This is a genomic window from Bacillus cereus group sp. MYBK245-2 (assembly GCF_051916145.1).
In the GTDB taxonomy this organism is placed as follows: domain Bacteria; phylum Bacillota; class Bacilli; order Bacillales; family Bacillaceae_G; genus Bacillus_A; species Bacillus_A pacificus.
Genome location: NZ_JBQAGB010000006.1, coordinates 191,320 through 208,852, shown reverse-complemented (window position 1 = coordinate 208,852; position 17,533 = coordinate 191,320). Strand labels below are relative to the sequence as shown.

The following is a 17,533-nucleotide window of genomic DNA, read 5'->3' as shown; positions in this document are numbered from 1 at the left end:
GCTATTTTATGCCATTGGATAATAAATTGTCAACTAATTCAAAATATATTTTCATTTATACCCTTTTTCGTGATTGTTATACAATTACTTTTCAAATTCTCGCAATGCTGCTAAATTTTCATCATCCTCGATAAGTTCAGCGAAAAATCCCGACTCATCCTCACGAAGTACAATTTCAAGCTCTTCCTTCGCCTCTTCATTTCTGTTTAACTGCGCTAAATAACAAGCACGATCATATCTTGCTAACAAATCACTCGCATCCATTGTTAATACTTCATTTGTTATTTTTTCTGCCTTTATCGTTTGGCCGGCACCATGATAAGAAGATGCTAAAGAAAGAAGAATTGCTGTTTCATTCGGATGATGTATAGAAGCATTTTCTAATACGTGAATTGCCTCTTCAAACCGTTCTTGACTTTGATATATTTCTCCTAAAGCAAGAAACGCTCTACTTACAAACGGTGTTTGCTCCGTTAATTGTAAAGTAATCTTCTCTGCTTTTCTTTCTTCTCCCATTTTAAAGAATACTTGTGCTTGTAAAAGAAGCGTATCATAATCATCTGGTAACTCTCGAACCATTTGCTTCGTTAATTCTGCAGCATCCCGTAACCTATCTTCTTCCTCACACTCTATGAAAAGATTTACAAGTTGCTTGGCTACATCGTAATCCCATTTACTTTCTAATGATGTTTGCAATACATCTATCGCCTCTTTATACATCACCACATTCTCGTAAAATAGTGCAAATCGCTGCGCTGCCATACTATTTTTTTGATTTAACTTTAATGAGATTTCATATAAATCAATGATTGTAGTAATAATCGAAATTTCTTTCGCACGGTTTTTCATGCGATAAAAAGCTCTTGTAATTATGGATTTCTTCGGCTGTTCATTTTGTTGACGTTCAATCCATCTTTCTGTAACCGCAGATGCAGCATACATAAACGCCATACTTCTGTCTGCCTTTTTTACTTTTAATATATGAAGAAAATCTCGTATGTTAGACCATTTCTTATGTTGTTCTATCGCTTTTACATATACATCAAATATACGTTCATTATTCACATCTTTTTGTATCACTTTCATCGCAATTTCAATTGCCTTTGCATTTCTATTTTTCACTAATACTTTTGCATAATGATATAAAACTTCTGTATGCTCGCCATCTAATCGTAGTGCCTCTTCAATCTGTGCTTGTTCTTTATCTATTTCATCCATCGCTCCATACACATATGCAATCGCATCTAATCGCCATATTTCAGGTACTTCGTCCGCTAATTGTTCTAGTTCAGCCAGCAATTCTTCCTGAAGATTCATTTCTACTGAAAGCTGTGCCAAATATTCCATATTAATATGCAACGGCTCTTCTTTCATCGCCTGAACCATATGACTTTGTTCTTTAGAACGATTTTCTTCTTTTTCGTATATTTCTGCAAGCTGTAAATGTACACCAATGAAATTCCCATCAAGCTCTAAACATCTTTCATACGCTTGTTTTGCTTCCGTTAATTGTCCTAATGCCATAAGTGTTTCACCAATTCGGTAATACGGTAATGCCGTTTCTTTTTGTTCTATCGCCTTATTATATCTTTTCATCGCCTGGCCGTACTGTCCAATCGACTCATATAAAATACCTGTATAACAGCCATATTCACTTACGTCATTTCTTTCTTTTTGTAACGTTCTTAAGAATGCTATTCCTCGTTGTACAAATACCGTTCCTTTCATTCGATTCACATATTCATCTAACGCACTTGCTACATTATATTCGCTCTGCTTTATACCACTCTCTAACTTAGACAATGCTACTTTAAATCCTTCTTCACTTCCACCAAGTTCAACCTCAGCATCCCATAAAACCATTCCAGCGTTCATAAGGAAATCTTGGCTCTTTTCAATTTGTTTTTCGATACTGAGAATATATTCTTTTGCTTCCTTATATTGTTCTCTTGCCATATAAACTTGCGTAAGTCCGAAGTGAGAATATACATCATCATGATTTTCTTCTAAAGCACGAGTATACGATGTTTCCGCTTCTTCCAGACTATCCTTTTGAAAATGGTAGTCACCGAGTTTTACGTATAGAGATGCCTTATCATCACAATTCTCAATACCTTTTAATAAAACTTCTTTCGTACTTTCTTCATCCTTCAAATCAGATTCGTATATTTCTGCAAGTTTCGTATAAATGTATGGTGCATTACTATCCAAATGAATTGCTATTTTAAGCCCTTTTATCGCTAAATATAATTTCCCTAAATGATGCGCACATCTCGCTCGCTCATACCATACATGTGCTTCATTTTTATATTCTTTTAACAAATCATTAAAGATTTCATACGCTTCTTCATATCTTTCTAAATCTATTAATATTAACCCGTGATTCGTTAAAGTAAATCGTTCAGGGCTACGTTCCAAGGCGACTTGAGAAAACTGCAACGCCTTTTCAGATTGATCGATATACATATATGATAAAGCGAGAAAACTCCAAGCAATCGGCTGATCCGCGTCTAATTGTAACGAGGAACGAAAACTTGAAATCGCTTCTAAATAACTTTCCTGCTCAAAAGCATACCTTCCGTTTATGAAATGATATAAGGCACGATTATTTTTCTTCTCAACACTCGCAAGCATGTGTCCAGCTTTTTCTAACTCTTCAAGGCGAATAAAGCACTGTGCACCATGTAATTTAACAAAATCTGAGTTAGGAAATTTCTCCATTAACTTTTCTATACAATATAAAATAAATTCTTTATCTACTTCAACATCTAAATGCTTAACCGTATATAACCACGTATTCGGATTATCACTCGTCCCTTTTAAAAACTGTACTAAGTCATGAATCCCCTCTTTATCTTGTTCATCCAAATGATCTGTTAAAGAAAAAATAGATTTAAAATAATGATGTTCTTCTTCATTTAAAGATGATAGTAGTTCCTTTTTTTCTTTCGGAACAAACGTAATCGCTAAGCAGCCTGTATAACGATATTTTTCTTGCAACTTACTATATTCCACAATAACTGGTTCGATAAAATTCGGATCTTGAACATAAAAAGCTTGTAACATATCATCGTATCCAGCTAGCACTTGCACATGTGACGCATGCTCAATATCTATACTTAATAAAACGGGAATCCCCTGATCTAACAGTCTCTTATAATTTTCTACATTCCCTTTAAAATAACGATATTCATAACCTAATTCTTCTAAATAAGAAACAGTATCTGAAAACTTCGATCCCGTCATATCAAAAATAAACTCTGCTATCTCATCTTGTGTACGTTTGTCTCCCCATAACTGCAACATCATTTCTAAACTTGTCGGTACACAATAATTATCCTTTTGTACAATTGGAACGATTGGTAAGTGAACCTTTTTGCCATCTGGATTTTTTTCTAAATTATGATATAAAGACTCTTTTAAACTTTTTTCTTCTTTTAATAACTGTTGTAAATCTACAATTTTATTCATTTTGTAAAGCGCTTCTGCACGTAAATGTACAAAGTAAGTTTTATACGCATGATAAGGAAGCTGCTTATTTATGTTATCAATTACCACTAACATTTCTTCATACTTCCCTAAATCTAATAAATATTTCACCTTTTCAAAATGAAAATATGGTACTTGCGGGAACTTTACAATCGCATCATCAATTAGCTGTAATGCACGTTTTTGTTCTCCCTTATTCGCATATAACTGTGATAATAAATAGGTAGATAACTCTTCACAATCTTTATGCTGCATACCAGCTATAAATTGTTCTTCTGCTTTCTCCCATTCACCTGTATGCATATACACGTAGCCCCATTTATCAAATACTGCACGTGCACTGTACTCCTCTGCCTTTTGCATATAAAAAAGAGCTTCTTCATTTCGTTTCATTTCCAACAAACATCGTACTAATGTAAAATATGTTTTCGCTAAAAGATCAACGTCTATCTCTTCTTTGTTTACCTCTTCTAATGAGTCTTTTAACAACTGTTCTACTTCAAGTATTTTCCGCTCATCAATTAACTCATCACAATATAAAGAGAGCGTTCTCATATTTGGGAATTTTTTATAGGCATAGCGAATGAGGAATGAACTGTATTGGTGCATAAGCCCTTCATCAGTAAGACGTATTAATATATCAAACTCCTTATGTGAAGGAATATTAGCAAGCCACTTTTTCACATAAGATAAAGTATTCGTTTCTTTTATATATGAAATTTCATTATTTATTCCCTGTAATCCATCTATAAATCTCTTGTCTTTCAAACAAGCATCTAACTGCTCAAAATCTAGCATGTATTCACCTCAAATTTATATTTAAACTGCTACTTGCTTAGATTTTACACATCATATTGTAGGTATTCAACTAAAATCTCCTATAATGGATAGTATTATTTAATATTATTCGAATTTATAACAAAATATAGTAAAAATGATTGTTTTTCTCTGTATTTTGTTTGATTAACTGGAATAACGTAACATATGGATCTTATTTTTATATAGTTGAAATCAGTACATGAAATTATATCAGCGATTCTTTCGTTTTATCGGCGATTTTCAAATTATATCAGCGATTATATGTCGAATATCGACTTACCGACATTAAGCGACATTTTTCATCGTATTGCTCCTTTAACATTCTATTTCACCAAATGTAATTTTCATATTCGGAGCATATACTAAAGAGGAATGTAGATGAAACGCTCTAAAAAACTTGAGTTCAGCTTCATATTGAGCTAACGCATCATCATATGTTAATCCTCTGTCTATTAAACGTTCTACAAATTGTTGCTTATCACCGGGATTACCAGCAATCCCTTCTTCTTTTAATGATTGATACAAATCGTTTTTATCATTATGATGCATATTAGAATCTAAAAAGTTCACTTTATCACTTACTCTACATTGAATATTTTTTACGCCTAGTTCACTTAAAAACATTGGTATTTTCATACCAATATTTCCATCTTTTCCGCTTCTCTGCATGTCACTTTCAAATAAATTCTGCAAAGCTCCTAGCCTAATAATTTCCGATTGATTCTCTCCATTTAAAAAGTATGAAGACATATTTGATATCCCATGTGGTTCAAAACAGATTATTTTTCCGCCCTTTTTAATTGAATGTATCATTTTTTCTAGCATCGTTTTTGGTGAACTCATATGTAACAAAAAGGCATGACAGATTGCTATATCGTATTTATCGTTTAATTCTATTTCTGTAGCATCCCCCTCCATAAATTCTGACTCATATGGAAGTAAACGAAATAACGCTCTCGCTTCAGCTAATAAAGTTTCTCCACTATCAATGCCGGTATACTTTGATCCTTTTGGAAGTAATGGCATTAATACTAAGCCTAAATAACCATATCCACAACCGTAATCAACGATATGTACAGGCTTAGTAATCTTCCAAACTGTATTTACTAAAAAGCTTACATAATCGTCGTTGTAATATAAATCTCTCGTGTTTTTTAAATATGTTAGTTTATTGTTCCAATCATACGTTTCCAACATCTAACGCCTCCTTTTATATACAAAACTAAAGTTCTCTATAGAATAGTCGTATTCCTACACTTTTCTTAAAATTTCAAAGCAAAAAGCTAGTGTATTATTAAAAATACACTAGCTTTTTATTTGGAAGAAAAATTTAACAAGTACAATCACAATCAAAACAATCCGTACAGTCTAAATCGTCACAATCTGCTTTCCTATTTCTTTTGTTTCTTTTAAGATAATAATACAGTAGCCCAAACAATAGTATACAAATAACAAAAGCTATTATTGCTTCTGTATACTTATTTTGAGTCATAAAACCAATTCCACTTCCGCCTGAAATAAAAATTAGAATTAAATAAATCCAGAACATCTATGTAAATACCTCCATTACTATATATCTTAAGATAATATCCATATAACACCAGAGGAAATGAATAATCCCATACCATTACCGCTTAATACACCAGTAGTTATTCTTAGCAAATTTGAGCTACTTCTCCATTTCCACTTTTGGGTGAACCCATCGATAAGTAACGGAATTTGGGCGAAAAATGATAGTATGATTGCGAAAAGAAATGAAGGTGTCATATAAAAATAAATTGGAAACATTAAAATACCAATAAGCATGCCTGTACAACGCGCACATAAAGGTATGTACTTTTGTAGTTTAAAAAAACTCCTATCTAATCTTCTATGACAAGGAATTTGTAAAATAAAAGTTCGAATCAATATGAATCACCCTCTCTAAAAAGATTTTAATTGATTTTGCAAAAAAAATATATATCCAATAAAAAAACAAACCAGGTTTATACTAGACCCAGTTTGTCAGTTTACTACTATGTTACATCTCCTCAGGTGCCTCCACCCCAAGTAAACGTAATCCTTCTTTTAATACAATCGTCACAGCATAAACCAATGCGAGTCTGCTGTCTTTTTCTTTACTCTCTTCTAATATACGAACATTACCATAATATTTATTGAATGATTGTGCTACATCTAATATATATTTCGAAATAATCGATGGCTCATTTTTATTGAAAGCTGCTTCAATTATTTGCGGGAATTTATTTAGGAATTTTACGACACTCCAGCTATGATCGTCTTTTAAAGCAAATGTACATGTTTCAAATTCTACACTTTCTTTTCTTAAAATAGAGCAAGCACGTGCATGTGTGTACTGTACGTACGGTCCTGTTTCTCCTTCAAATTTCAGCATATTTTCTAATGAAAATTCGATATTGTGCATACGCTCATTTTTTAAATCGTGGAAGATAACTGCGCCAACACCGACTTGCTTCGCTAATTCTTCTTTTTGTTTTAAGTTTGGATTTTTCTCTTCAATATTTTGTTTTGCAAGTTCGATTGCTTCCTCAAGTACTTCTTCGAGTAAAATAACTCTTCCTTTACGTGTCGACATTTTCTTACCATCTTTTAAAATGAACCCAAACGGTACATGTTCCATGCCGTCAACCCAAGTGTAACCCAGCTTTTTTAATACAGTGAAAAATTGATTGAAGTGTAAACTTTGTTCTGGGCCAACTACATATAGCGCTTTATCAAAACTAAATGTGTTTTGACGATATAGTGCTGCTGTTAAGTCACGCGTTGCATAAATCGTCGCACCATCTGATTTTCTAATTAAGCAAGGCGGCATTCCCTCTTCTTCTAAATTAACGACTAATGCACCTTCTGACTCTTCAAGTAAATCATGTTCCTCTAAAATCCCAATAAAGTCTTCCATTAAATTATTATAAAAAGCTTCTCCTTGAAAATTAGTAAATTCAACACCGAGAAGTTCATAAATACGAGAAAATTCTTTTAAAGATTCGTGGCGGAACCAATTCCAAAGCTCAACAGCTTCTTCATCACCTTCTTCTAATTTCTTAAACCAAGCGCGTCCTTCTTCTTCTAATTCTTCGTTGTCTTTTACCTCTTCATGGAATTGAACATATAACTTAAATAGTTCACGGATTGGATCCTCTTTCACTACTGCTTCATTGCCCCATTTTTTATAAGCGGTAATTAACTTTCCAAACTGTGTTCCCCAGTCTCCAATATAATTAATCCCTACAACTTCATAGCCACATTTTTCAGCGATATGTTTCAGTGAATTTCCAATCATTGTAGAACGTAAATGCCCCATTGAAAAAGGTTTCGCAATATTAGGAGACGAATAATCGATAACTACAGTCTTTTCACATCCAAAATGATTTTGACCGTACTCTTCTTTCTCCGCTAAAATCGTTTTTAATACTTCATCACTTACTGTTTCACGATTAAAAAAGACATTTACGTAAGGACCAACAGCCTCTACTTTCGCAAAAAACGGATCACTTAATTTCTCTGCAACTTCCTTTGCGATAATAGCTGGTGATTTTTTATATTGCTTCGCAAGTGAAAAACATGGAAATGCAACATCTCCGAATTCATCTTGTTTCGGTGTTTCAATTAAATCTAAAATTTGCTTTTGCGTTAATTCATTCGTAAAAATATTAGATAAACTTTCTGCAAACTGCTTTTTATAATCCATGCTACAACCTCCTTCATTTTTAAAATACAAAAAACTCGTCTCTAAAAAAGAGACGAGTTTGAACCCGTGGTACCACCCTTGTTGTTCATTACGAACCACTTTCCCGTTTATAACGAGGACAGGGGGCCTCGGCTTACTCTACTATTCGTTCAAGAAGCATCTCCGAAGTGCGCTTCATCTTTTTCTTCCGCACTAGGCTCACACCATCCCTAGCTCGCTTTCCTTCTAAAAAAGACTACTCTCTTCATCACAGACAGTATATTTAATTAATTATTGCTTATTATACATCTTTTCAAACAATTAGCAAGGGTCAATTACACCAAAGTGAAACTTAGCACTTTTTCTTTTGTATACGTAAAAATTATGTTTTTCAAATCTAGAACTACGGAAATGGTCTTTCAGAACGACACGCTTTCTAGCCACACGCTTCGCTTCCGCAATTGTTTCATCAGTAATATCATGATACAAAGCGAAGTGTTTTAATCCTTTTATTCCATCTGATTCTATAACAGTTTCTTCAAACATCGGATCAAGATATACGACATCATAACTATTATCTTCACATTGTTTTAAAAATGCGTAATGCTCAGTTTGCTTTACATCAATTCGTTGCATTGCTTTATCAATTTCAGAAACGGATGAAGACCATGTTTTCAAACCATTTTCCATAATATAAGCCATATACTCATTGCCTTCAAGTCCGGTTACTTTTCCGCTTTCACCAACAATATAGCTAGCCACAATACTATCTGATGCCATACCGAGCGTACAATCTAATACTGTCATTCCGCTTTCTAATTTAGCAGCTTGTACGAACGGATCGTGTTCTCCGCGCATTAATCTCTTCACACGAAACATCGCTGAGTTTGGATGAAAGAAAAACGACTCCTCTGTTCCTTTTGGATAAATGGCTAATCGATTTTTGCCTACGACAAGTACATCTTGTTCATACTGCTCATGCAGTTTATGTACTGGTATATCATTACGTTTAACGAATGAACGATTTAATTCTGCGGCTACCTGCTTTGCATAATCTATCATTTCTTTATTCGTTCTTCCTGCTGTTGTTACTATCATTGTTTCACCTCTATATAAAGAAAAGAGGGAGATTTACTCTCCCCCTTCTTTAGCAATTCTTTTCGAAAGCTTGCTCTAAGTTCGTAATAATTTCGTCCATAGTTGCACCTTCAATTTCATGACGGTGAATGAAGTGAACAACTTCTTTTCCTTTTAATAATGCCATAGATGGTGAAGATGGAGGAATTTCTCCGAAGTATTCACGCATTTTTGCAGTAGCATCTTTATCTTGACCTGCGAATACAGTTACAAGATGATCAGGTTGTTTTTCAGCACGAACAACTGCTTGACCTGCTGATGGACGTGCTAAACCAGCTGCACAACCACAAACAGAGTTTACAACTACTAAAGTTGTACCTGTTGTGTTTTCCATAAATTCTGTTACAGCTTCTTCTGTAGTTAACTCTTCAAACCCAGAACGCACTAATTCTTGACGCATTGGGATTACCATTTGGCGCATGTATTCTTCATAAGCATTTGACATCTTGCAATCTCTCCTTCAACTTTCATTCCAAATTCATCATATCACGCTCTATTAATAGGTGCAAAAGAAAGATAACGATGATTTCATTTTTTTGTAGGGATTTCACAAACCCCACCGCGGCAATGTCCAACTGGGACAAGTTTTCTATTGTTAGCGATATAATCATATACGTTACTTCCAAATCCAAGTACGATAGATAGCTTTATAAAAGGCACCGCAAACCAATAAGATGGAATGGACTTTGCTAATACATGTATGCTATGAATGCCGTCATACCACTTATTATTTTTAAAAATATACAATCTTTGTTCCATCTTACTTTGTAGTTCTTGAGAAAGTTCATACTTCTCAACTACATCTTCATCTCGAAATGAAACAAATTTCACCTTACCCTTTTTATCTAATTTCTTCGTACGTTCTGCAACCGCCGTACACATCGGACACCAACTATCATAGAAAACAATCATACATTATTCCCCTTTACGAGACTCCGTCATTTGTTTCCATACGGAACCTTTTGCTTCTTCTCCGCCTTCAATACGCTCTAACGCTAGACGTGCTTGCATTGCTACTTCAAACTCTGGATCATCTTGCGCTGCTTTTAATGCTGGAATTGCACTTTCATCTCCAAGTTCAAATAAGAACATCGCTGCACGCCAGCGTACTAATTTACTTGGATCTTTCAGAGATTTAATCATAACGAACATCGCCGCCGGATCACCTACATCTGATAAACAATCTCCTGCAGTACGACGAACACTTACAGAGCGATCTAATAAGGCTTTATATAATAACGGTAATACTTCATCACCTTTTACCATACCTAAATATGCTGTTGCTAAACGGCGAATCGAAACTTTTTCATCATCTAACGCCATCTTCAACACTGGAATATCTTCTTCAGTAGGATCCATTTGTTCTAAAGCTGCAAAACGTTTTTTCCAGTCAGCATCTTTCATCATCTCTTCTGTTACTTTATATGGCTCACGCTTTTGAATCGTTACTTCAACAGCACCTGCCTGATTTAATAATTCTTTGACCGTTTCATTTATACGTTCTTCCGGATAAGCAGCAACAATCTCTTCTACTACTTCTTTCCCGATTTCTTCAAAATTACCGTAACGTGTACTTTGTTCCACCCATTTACGTTCTTTTACAACGTTTGGTGCAGACATTTGAACTTTCATAATTGATTCTTTAAAACGGTCAGGTAAACCAACACGTTCTTCCGTCGTTCCATCTGTTAACTTTACTTGCATTGGGATAGTAAAGAACATTTGAACAAATACTTTCACTTCTCCAAAATGAGCAAGTTGTTGTTCTTCACTTTCTTCTACTACTTCTTCGCCAAAAACAGCACGAACTTGCTGTAATAAAACTTTCCAGTCATACTTTGCATTTCGCTCCACTGCTAAAAAGTCGGCTACATGATATACACCTTTAATACCTTCAATTTTCAAAATTTCTTGCACTTGCATTGGCGCTTGTTCTTTATTTTCATTTGTATAATTATTACGTGCTCCTGATGGTAATACTTCATTCAAAATAACTTTCATTGTATTTGGACTTGGCGTCGGTTCAATTGCTTTAATCTTCACGTAAAAAACTCTCCTTTATTGCATGTTCTTAGCTGTATTGTAACATGTTATCACTCTATACTCCTACTCGGATGCTTAATTTTACTATTTACTTTTCTACATTGCTGGGAAGTTTCATTCATTCTATTTTCACCTAATCATTCCATAACTATAGTTAAAAGTATAATTGACAATTACATAAAAAGGGATTAACCTTAACTCATAAAATGACCAAGGTCATTTTATGAACAAAGTCATTCAAAGGTGGAGTGATAACAAATGAACAATGTCATAATTATTGGTGGCGGTATTGCTGGACTTTGCGCAGCAATTTCCTTACAAAAAATAGGAATAGAAGTAAAAGTATATGATAAAAACACTGAGCCTACTGTTGCTGGTACGGGTATTATCATTGCTCCGAATGCAATGCAAGCACTTGAGCCATACGGAATTTCTGAGAAAATCAAAAAATTCGGCAACGAAAGTGACGGTTTTAACCTTGTATCCGAAAAAGGAACTGTTTTCAATAAATTGATTATCCCATCTTGTTATCCAAAAATGTACTCTATTCATAGAAAAGATTTACATCAATTGCTACTTTCTGAACTACAAGAAGATACTGTCGAATGGAGAAAAGAATGTGTAAAAATAGAATGAAATGAGGAAGACGCCTTAAAAATAGTATTTCAAGATGGTAGTGAAGCATTTGGCAATATACTGATTTCTGCCGATGGTATTCATTCTGTCGTTCGAAAACAAGTAACACAAAGGGATAATTATCGTTATGCAGGATATACGTGTTGGCGTGGCATAACTCCTACTAATAATCTTTCTTTAACAAATGATTTTATTGAAACTTGGGGAACGAACGGTAGATTTGGTATCGTCCCTCTTCCCAACAACGAAGTATACTGGTATGCGCTCATAAACGCGAAAGCTAGAGATCCAAAATACAAAGCTTACACAACAGAAGATTTATATAATCATTTCAAATCTTACCACAATCCCATACCATCTATTTTGCATAATGCATCGGACGTTCATATGATTCATCGCGATATTGTAGACATTATGCCAATGAATCAGTTTTTTGAAAAACGCATCGTTTTTATTGGGGATGCTGCCCATGCACTTACTCCGAATTTAGGCCAAGGTGCTTGCCAAGCAATTGAAGATGCGATTATTTTGGCTGAATGCATCAAAAATAATGCCCATTATCGTCAAGCATTTATAGAATACGAACAAAAAAGACGAGATAGAATTGAAAAAATCTCAAACACTGCGTGGACAGTTGGAAAAATGGCGCAAATAGAAAGTAAACCTTTAACTATAGTAAGAAATGAAGTAATGAAACGTATTCCAAAATGGATTTCTGAAAGGCAAGCACATGAACTATATAACTTTCATTTATAATAATAATAAGAAACAGCATTCTCTATCCTTCTTTCAATTACATTAAACTTAATCATGAAGTAAGATTTTATTTGAGATTATCTATTAAACAGATATAATTGTTTGTGTTAGGAGTAGATTATATGCTGAGAGAAACGAGAAAAAAAGAATTAAAAGAACTTATATTCCTAAAAGCAGTACAACTCTTCCAAGAACGCGGGTACGAAAATGTAACGGTTCAAGATATTACTACTGCATGCGGGATTGCAAAAGGAACTTTCTTCAATTACTTTCCGAAAAAAGAAAACATATTATTATTTTTAGGTGATTCTCAAATTGAACTATGGAATGAAAGTTTAAAAACATATGCAAATGTAGAACATCCAAAAGAAAGAATTAAACTTGTTCTAGGAGACTTACTAGACCGTTTTACTGGACATGGTGATTTAATGAAGCATGCCGTCTTTGAGATTATAAAGTCTAATTACTTAGTAGAAAATGAAGTAAAAAGTATACAGCAGCTACAAAAAGGTTTGTCTTCAATTATTACAGAGGCGAAAGAGACAGGAAAATTAAACAGTCAATGGGATATACATATTATCACTTCTACTATTATGAGTACTTATTTTTATACATTAATGTCCCATTCACTATTACATGCTAATGAAATAAACGCGAAAAATACACTCAACCAACAATTAGATGTTGTTTGGGAAGGGATCAATCAAAAGTGATAGAGGGCTATATTACTAAGCCCTCTTCTTACGATGCGCCCTCCCTCCTTCTCTCCAAAAATGTAATGCTCTCAATCACAACTTCCGTTATATATATTCTCTTTCCTTGATTATCCTCGTAATTCCTCGTATGAATACGTCCAGTAATTCCAACAAGTGAACCTTTCGTACAATATTCAGTTACATTCTCAGCTGACCTTCTCCATACGACGCAATTAATAAAATCTACTTGCTGCTCACCTAAGCTATTTCGAAAACCTCTATTCACCGCAACACATACTCGTGCATACGCGACGCCTTGCTTTGTGTAGTATAATTCTGGCTCCTTTGTCAATCTACCGATTAATACAACTCGATTCATCATAAGTTATACCACCTCTCATATTTTTCTTCATTGTAAAGAAAAATATATGAAGGGTAAAAAGCTTAAAATAATATACTTTATAATAAAAAATATATTTTTATACCTTATAAAAACTAAAAAGAAACCTTACATACTTTAAACATGTAAGGTTTCAAAAAATTATACTTCACTGCATGAAATGTAATATCCTCCGCGGGCCATCTTTACTTCCGCACGATATAATACTTCTTCTAAGTAGAAAGTTATCGGTTTTACTTTACTCTCAAATTTCAGTTGTTCATTACATTCAGCTGCATAACTTTCAATAGCTGAAGTAATAACTTCTCCCGATGGATACGTTAAAGCATCATCTAGTTCTATGAAAAAACTTTTAGAAAATAGTTTTTTCATAATCCCTTTCTTCTCTTTCATCATATTCCATCCCCTTCAATTTAAGGTTACCAACATCCATATTATACCACATCATCAATATATCTTTGAAAATAAAAAATCCTGCATTTTTCACGCAGGATTTTTTTATTAGTCATTTTTCGTAAAGTAAGAAACGAAACGAAGAATTTCTAAGTATAACCATACTAATGTAAGCATTAGTCCCATTGCAGTGTACCACTCCATATATTTCGGAGCTTGACTACGTACACCATTTTCGATTAAATCGAAATCTAGTAATAAGTTTAATGCAGCAACTACGATAACAACTGCACTAATAATAATACCGATCGTACCACCTTGGTGAATGTACGGAACAGTTACACCAAACATGTTTAGTAGAAATACGACTAAATACATAACCATAATTCCAAGTGTTGCTGCCATCACGCCTGTACGAAATTTATCCGTTACTTTTACTACGCGTGTTGCATATAACACTAACATCGCAAATAGAATTGAGATTGTTAGTAATACAGCATTTAAAACGATAGAATCGCCAAACTTCATTGTATAAACAGCTGAAATACTACCTAATACAACCCCTTCTACCGCCGCATAGATTGGTGCACCAAAAGGTGAAATACGCGGGAAGAACATAGACGCAAATGCGATGATTGCCGCAACGATTAAAGCGCCAATTAATACTGGCATCTTCATCGTACCCTCTATCATCTGTATGTATGAATAGACAGACGTTGCAAGTAGCAAGATAAGCATAATAAACGTTTTGCCTACTGTTCCGCCAATAGTCATCGCAGAAGCACTTGCTCCTTCTTTACGGAATGCCTCTTTTTTCAACATTGGATTAGATGTTCTCATTTTTTCCCTCCTAAAATAGGTTCTACCAATAGTGTAAAGTTTTTCTCTTTACTTTTCAATATATGCAGCTTGTTTTTATTTTAATCCTTCAACAATGTCGGATAGTTCACTCCATCTTTCCATCGTTTTTTCTAACTCTTCTTCTGTTTTTTGCTGTGCTTCAGACAATTCTTGCGCTTTCGTAAAATCAGAACCAACATTCGCAAGCTCTTCTCCAATTGATTCTAGCTTTTCTTCAAGTTCCGCAATTGTATCTTCAATTGTTTCCCATTCGCGCTGCTCGTTATATGAAAGTTTACGCTTACGTTGTTGTTTCGGTGCTTCTTCTACTACTTTTTTCTCTTTCTGTACTTCCGCTTTCTCAATAAGTTCTCTCGTTTTTTCTATTTCTAAGTAATCCGTATAACTACCTAGAAATTCGCGCACTTCTCCTTCTCCCGTAAAGATGAACAATTCATCTACTACTTTATCTAAGAAGTAACGGTCATGCGATACAGTTAAAACGACACCTGGGAAATCTTCTAAATAATCTTCCAACACCGTTAATGTTTGTGTATCTAGATCATTCGTAGGCTCATCTAGTAATAGTACGTTCGGTTCTCCCATTAATATACGTAATAAGTATAAACGTCTTCTTTCACCGCCAGATAATTTGCCAAGAGGTGTACCATGTGAATGCGGCGGGAATAAGAAACGTTCTAACATTTGAGACGCACCAATTACTTTTCCATCTGTCGTATGAATAACTTCCGCAATTTCTTTAATGTATTCAATCATACGTTGATTTAAATTCATTTCTTCATTTTCTTGCGTATAGTAAGCAATTTTTACTGTTTGTCCAACTTCAATTTCACCACTATCAGGAGATATTTTACCTGCAAGCATATTTAATAGTGAAGATTTCCCGCTTCCATTCGCTCCAATAATTCCGATACGATCGCCTGGTTTCACGATATGATTGAAGTTGTTTAATACTGTTTTATCGCCAAATTTTTTCGTTACATCTTTTAACTCAAGTACTTTTTTCCCAAGGCGACTACCGCTAAGCGCAATATCAACTGACTGTTTTGCAGCTGGACCTTCTTGACCTTTTAACTCTTCAAATCGTTGAATACGTGCCTTTTGCTTTGTCGAACGAGCTTTTGCACCACGGCGAATCCACGCTAGTTCACGGCGATATAAGTTTTGACGTTTTGATTCTTGCGCAAGTTCTTGTTCTTCCCGAAGTGCTTTCGCTTCTAAAAACGTACTGTAATTTCCTTCATAACTATACAATTTTCCATTATCTAATTCGAAAATACGATTCGTCACACGATCTAAGAAATAACGATCATGGGTTACAAGTAATACCGCACCTGTGTACCTTGCTAAATATTCCTCTAACCACTCAACTGTCTCATGGTCAAGATGGTTCGTAGGCTCATCTAAAATTAATAGATCCGGTGTTTCAATAAAACACTGCGCCATCGCAATACGTTTTTTCTGTCCACCAGATAAATTTCCAACAATTGCTGTGAAATCAGTAATTCCTAATTTCGTTAATAACGATTTTGCATTCGCATTTGCTTCCCACGCACTCATCGCATCCATACGTTGTTGCACTGCAAATAATTGTTCCTGTACCTTTTCATTACTTGGATCTTTTTCGATATGTAATAGCGCCTTTTCATAATCACGAAGAAGACGAATTAAAGGTGTATCACCATGGAAGACTTGCTCTAATACTGTTAATTGTTCATCAAACTCTGGTTGCTGTGATAAATAACTAATTGTATATCCACGTGAATGAGTCATATCACCTGTATCAGGAATTTCTGCCCCTGCAATAATTTTTAATAAAGTTGATTTACCAGTACCGTTTACACCGATAATTCCGGCACGTTGTCCTTCTGCAATACTAAATGATAATCCATCAAATAACGGTTTTTCTCCATATGATTTTGATAAGTTTTCCACAGTTAACATTTTCATATTTGTGCATTCCACTCTTTCATAAATTGTTCAATAAACTGTTCCATATAACGATGACGAACTTCCGCCTCTTGTTTTGCTGCATTCGTATTCATTAAGCCTTTTAGTTTTAAAAGTTTTTCATAAAAATGATTTAAAGATGGGTCATTATTTTTTCTATATTCATCTTTCGTCATCACTTCACGAGGAGGAATAGTTGGATCATACATTAATCTCCCTTTCGCCCCGCCATACGCAAATGTGCGAGCTATTCCAATTGCACCAAGAGCGTCTAAGCGATCTGCATCTTGAACAATCTTCCCTTCAATTGACTCCACTTTACCGCCATGACCACCTTTATAAGACATATTGGCGATAATATGAAGAACATGCTTACTTTCCTCTTCTTCAACATGTAACTCTTCTAACCAATCAGAAACTTTTTTCATTCCTGCTTCTTCACTTTCATTTAACTTCTCATCTGCCACATCGTGAAGTAATGCTGCCATTTCAATTATAAAACGATTTCCTCCTTCTTGCTCGAATAAAGAAATCGCCAGTTTATGTACGCGCTCAATATGATACCAATCATGCCCACTCGCATCTTTTTCTAAAATATGTTTTACAAAAGTAATTGTTTTTTCTATCTTTTCTTGTTTTGTCATTTTATCTTCACCCAGTTACTTA

Annotated in this window: 15 protein-coding genes, 1 pseudogene and 1 other annotated feature; of the genes and pseudogenes, 2 read left to right on the top strand and 14 right to left on the bottom strand. The window is 34.5% G+C overall.

Annotated features, from left to right (window positions below):
- Positions 1 to 84 precede the first annotated feature (84 nt).
- From ACTFRN_RS13165 to ACTFRN_RS13125, 9 genes are all read right to left on the bottom strand, one after another.
- Positions 85 to 4,287: a bacteriocin-processing peptidase family protein gene (locus tag ACTFRN_RS13165; RefSeq protein WP_049112916.1), complete on the bottom strand. Its 4,203-nt coding sequence runs from the start codon at positions 4,285 to 4,287 to the stop codon at positions 85 to 87.
- Positions 4,288 to 4,623: 336 nt separating this feature from the next.
- Positions 4,624 to 5,502 carry a class I SAM-dependent methyltransferase gene (locus ACTFRN_RS13160; protein WP_140383366.1) on the bottom strand — a complete coding sequence of 293 codons (879 nt, stop codon included), beginning with the start codon at positions 5,500 to 5,502 and terminating at the stop codon, positions 4,624 to 4,626.
- A gap of 136 nt (positions 5,503 to 5,638) precedes the next feature.
- On the bottom strand, positions 5,639 to 5,857 hold the full coding sequence (locus ACTFRN_RS13155; protein ID WP_014893788.1) for a hypothetical protein: 219 nt from the start codon (positions 5,855 to 5,857) through the stop codon (positions 5,639 to 5,641).
- A gap of 29 nt (positions 5,858 to 5,886) precedes the next feature.
- Positions 5,887 to 6,216 carry a DUF2085 domain-containing protein gene (locus ACTFRN_RS13150; protein WP_000621473.1) on the bottom strand — a complete coding sequence of 110 codons (330 nt, stop codon included), beginning with the start codon at positions 6,214 to 6,216 and terminating at the stop codon, positions 5,887 to 5,889.
- 112 nt (positions 6,217 to 6,328) lie between these two features.
- Positions 6,329 to 8,017 carry an arginine--tRNA ligase gene (argS, locus tag ACTFRN_RS13145; RefSeq protein ID WP_074568038.1) on the bottom strand — a complete coding sequence of 563 codons (1,689 nt, stop codon included), beginning with the start codon at positions 8,015 to 8,017 and terminating at the stop codon, positions 6,329 to 6,331.
- Positions 8,018 to 8,062: 45 nt separating this feature from the next.
- Positions 8,063 to 8,277 (bottom strand) — a binding site (T-box leader).
- A 40-nt stretch (positions 8,278 to 8,317) separates the two neighbouring features.
- Positions 8,318 to 9,094, bottom strand: a complete 777-nt coding sequence (locus tag ACTFRN_RS13140) for a class I SAM-dependent methyltransferase (protein ID WP_014893789.1) — start codon at positions 9,092 to 9,094, stop codon at positions 8,318 to 8,320.
- A 49-nt stretch (positions 9,095 to 9,143) separates the two neighbouring features.
- The gene (locus ACTFRN_RS13135; RefSeq protein WP_000063712.1) at positions 9,144 to 9,578 is read right to left on the bottom strand and encodes a BrxA/BrxB family bacilliredoxin; all 435 of its coding nucleotides are present in this window, start codon (positions 9,576 to 9,578) and stop codon (positions 9,144 to 9,146) included.
- 83 nt (positions 9,579 to 9,661) lie between these two features.
- Entirely contained in the window at positions 9,662 to 10,045 is a 384-nt protein-coding gene (locus tag ACTFRN_RS13130; protein WP_014893790.1) for a thiol-disulfide oxidoreductase DCC family protein, read from the bottom strand.
- 3 nt (positions 10,046 to 10,048) lie between these two features.
- Positions 10,049 to 11,176 (bottom strand): conserved virulence factor C family protein, encoded by a 1,128-nt coding sequence (locus tag ACTFRN_RS13125; RefSeq protein ID WP_000692569.1) that lies wholly within the window; start codon positions 11,174 to 11,176, stop codon positions 10,049 to 10,051.
- Positions 11,177 to 11,434: 258 nt separating this feature from the next.
- Here ACTFRN_RS13125 and ACTFRN_RS13120 point away from each other — a divergent pair.
- Both ACTFRN_RS13120 and ACTFRN_RS13115 read left to right on the top strand, forming a co-directional pair.
- Positions 11,435 to 12,568: pseudogene (locus ACTFRN_RS13120) on the top strand (FAD-dependent monooxygenase).
- A 122-nt stretch (positions 12,569 to 12,690) separates the two neighbouring features.
- Entirely contained in the window at positions 12,691 to 13,281 is a 591-nt protein-coding gene (locus ACTFRN_RS13115; protein ID WP_000943165.1) for a TetR/AcrR family transcriptional regulator, read from the top strand.
- Between the two features lie 28 nt (positions 13,282 to 13,309).
- Here the strand turns inward: ACTFRN_RS13115 and ACTFRN_RS13110 are convergent, their stop codons facing one another.
- From ACTFRN_RS13110 to ACTFRN_RS13090, 5 genes are all read right to left on the bottom strand, one after another.
- Positions 13,310 to 13,645, bottom strand: coding sequence for a single-stranded DNA-binding protein (locus tag ACTFRN_RS13110; protein WP_000982033.1), 336 nt, complete (start codon positions 13,643 to 13,645; stop codon positions 13,310 to 13,312).
- A gap of 159 nt (positions 13,646 to 13,804) precedes the next feature.
- Positions 13,805 to 14,059, bottom strand: coding sequence for a DUF4318 domain-containing protein (locus ACTFRN_RS13105; protein ID WP_000975124.1), 255 nt, complete (start codon positions 14,057 to 14,059; stop codon positions 13,805 to 13,807).
- A gap of 105 nt (positions 14,060 to 14,164) precedes the next feature.
- Complete coding sequence (locus ACTFRN_RS13100; RefSeq protein WP_001260642.1) at positions 14,165 to 14,896, bottom strand: Bax inhibitor-1/YccA family protein; 732 nt, start codon at positions 14,894 to 14,896, stop codon at positions 14,165 to 14,167.
- 75 nt (positions 14,897 to 14,971) lie between these two features.
- Entirely contained in the window at positions 14,972 to 16,867 is a 1,896-nt protein-coding gene (locus tag ACTFRN_RS13095; protein WP_074568382.1) for an ABC-F family ATP-binding cassette domain-containing protein, read from the bottom strand.
- Positions 16,864 to 17,511, bottom strand: coding sequence for an HD domain-containing protein (locus tag ACTFRN_RS13090; RefSeq protein WP_000165935.1), 648 nt, complete (start codon positions 17,509 to 17,511; stop codon positions 16,864 to 16,866). Before ACTFRN_RS13090 ends, ACTFRN_RS13095 begins: the two co-directional genes overlap by 4 nt.
- Positions 17,512 to 17,533 lie beyond the last annotated feature (22 nt).

Excerpts from the sequence above, each read along its gene's own strand:
- ACTFRN_RS13100 (WP_001260642.1), bottom strand. The coding sequence starts at position 14,896 with ATGAGAACATCTAATCCAATGTTGAAAAAAGAGGCATTCCGTAAAGAA.
- ACTFRN_RS13090 (WP_000165935.1), bottom strand. The coding sequence starts at position 17,511 with ATGACAAAACAAGAAAAGATAGAAAAAACAATTACTTTTGTAAAACAT.
- ACTFRN_RS13130 (WP_014893790.1), bottom strand. The coding sequence starts at position 10,045 with ATGATTGTTTTCTATGATAGTTGGTGTCCGATGTGTACGGCGGTTGCA.
- ACTFRN_RS13155 (WP_014893788.1), bottom strand. The coding sequence starts at position 5,857 with ATGTTCTGGATTTATTTAATTCTAATTTTTATTTCAGGCGGAAGTGGA.
- ACTFRN_RS13110 (WP_000982033.1), bottom strand. The coding sequence starts at position 13,645 with ATGATGAATCGAGTTGTATTAATCGGTAGATTGACAAAGGAGCCAGAA.
- ACTFRN_RS13105 (WP_000975124.1), bottom strand. The coding sequence starts at position 14,059 with ATGATGAAAGAGAAGAAAGGGATTATGAAAAAACTATTTTCTAAAAGT.
- ACTFRN_RS13135 (WP_000063712.1), bottom strand. The coding sequence starts at position 9,578 with ATGTCAAATGCTTATGAAGAATACATGCGCCAAATGGTAATCCCAATG.
- ACTFRN_RS13165 (WP_049112916.1), bottom strand. The coding sequence starts at position 4,287 with ATGCTAGATTTTGAGCAGTTAGATGCTTGTTTGAAAGACAAGAGATTT.
- argS (WP_074568038.1), bottom strand. The coding sequence starts at position 8,017 with ATGGATTATAAAAAGCAGTTTGCAGAAAGTTTATCTAATATTTTTACG.
- ACTFRN_RS13115 (WP_000943165.1), top strand. The coding sequence starts at position 12,691 with ATGCTGAGAGAAACGAGAAAAAAAGAATTAAAAGAACTTATATTCCTA.
- ACTFRN_RS13095 (WP_074568382.1), bottom strand. The coding sequence starts at position 16,867 with ATGAAAATGTTAACTGTGGAAAACTTATCAAAATCATATGGAGAAAAA.
- ACTFRN_RS13140 (WP_014893789.1), bottom strand. The coding sequence starts at position 9,094 with ATGATAGTAACAACAGCAGGAAGAACGAATAAAGAAATGATAGATTAT.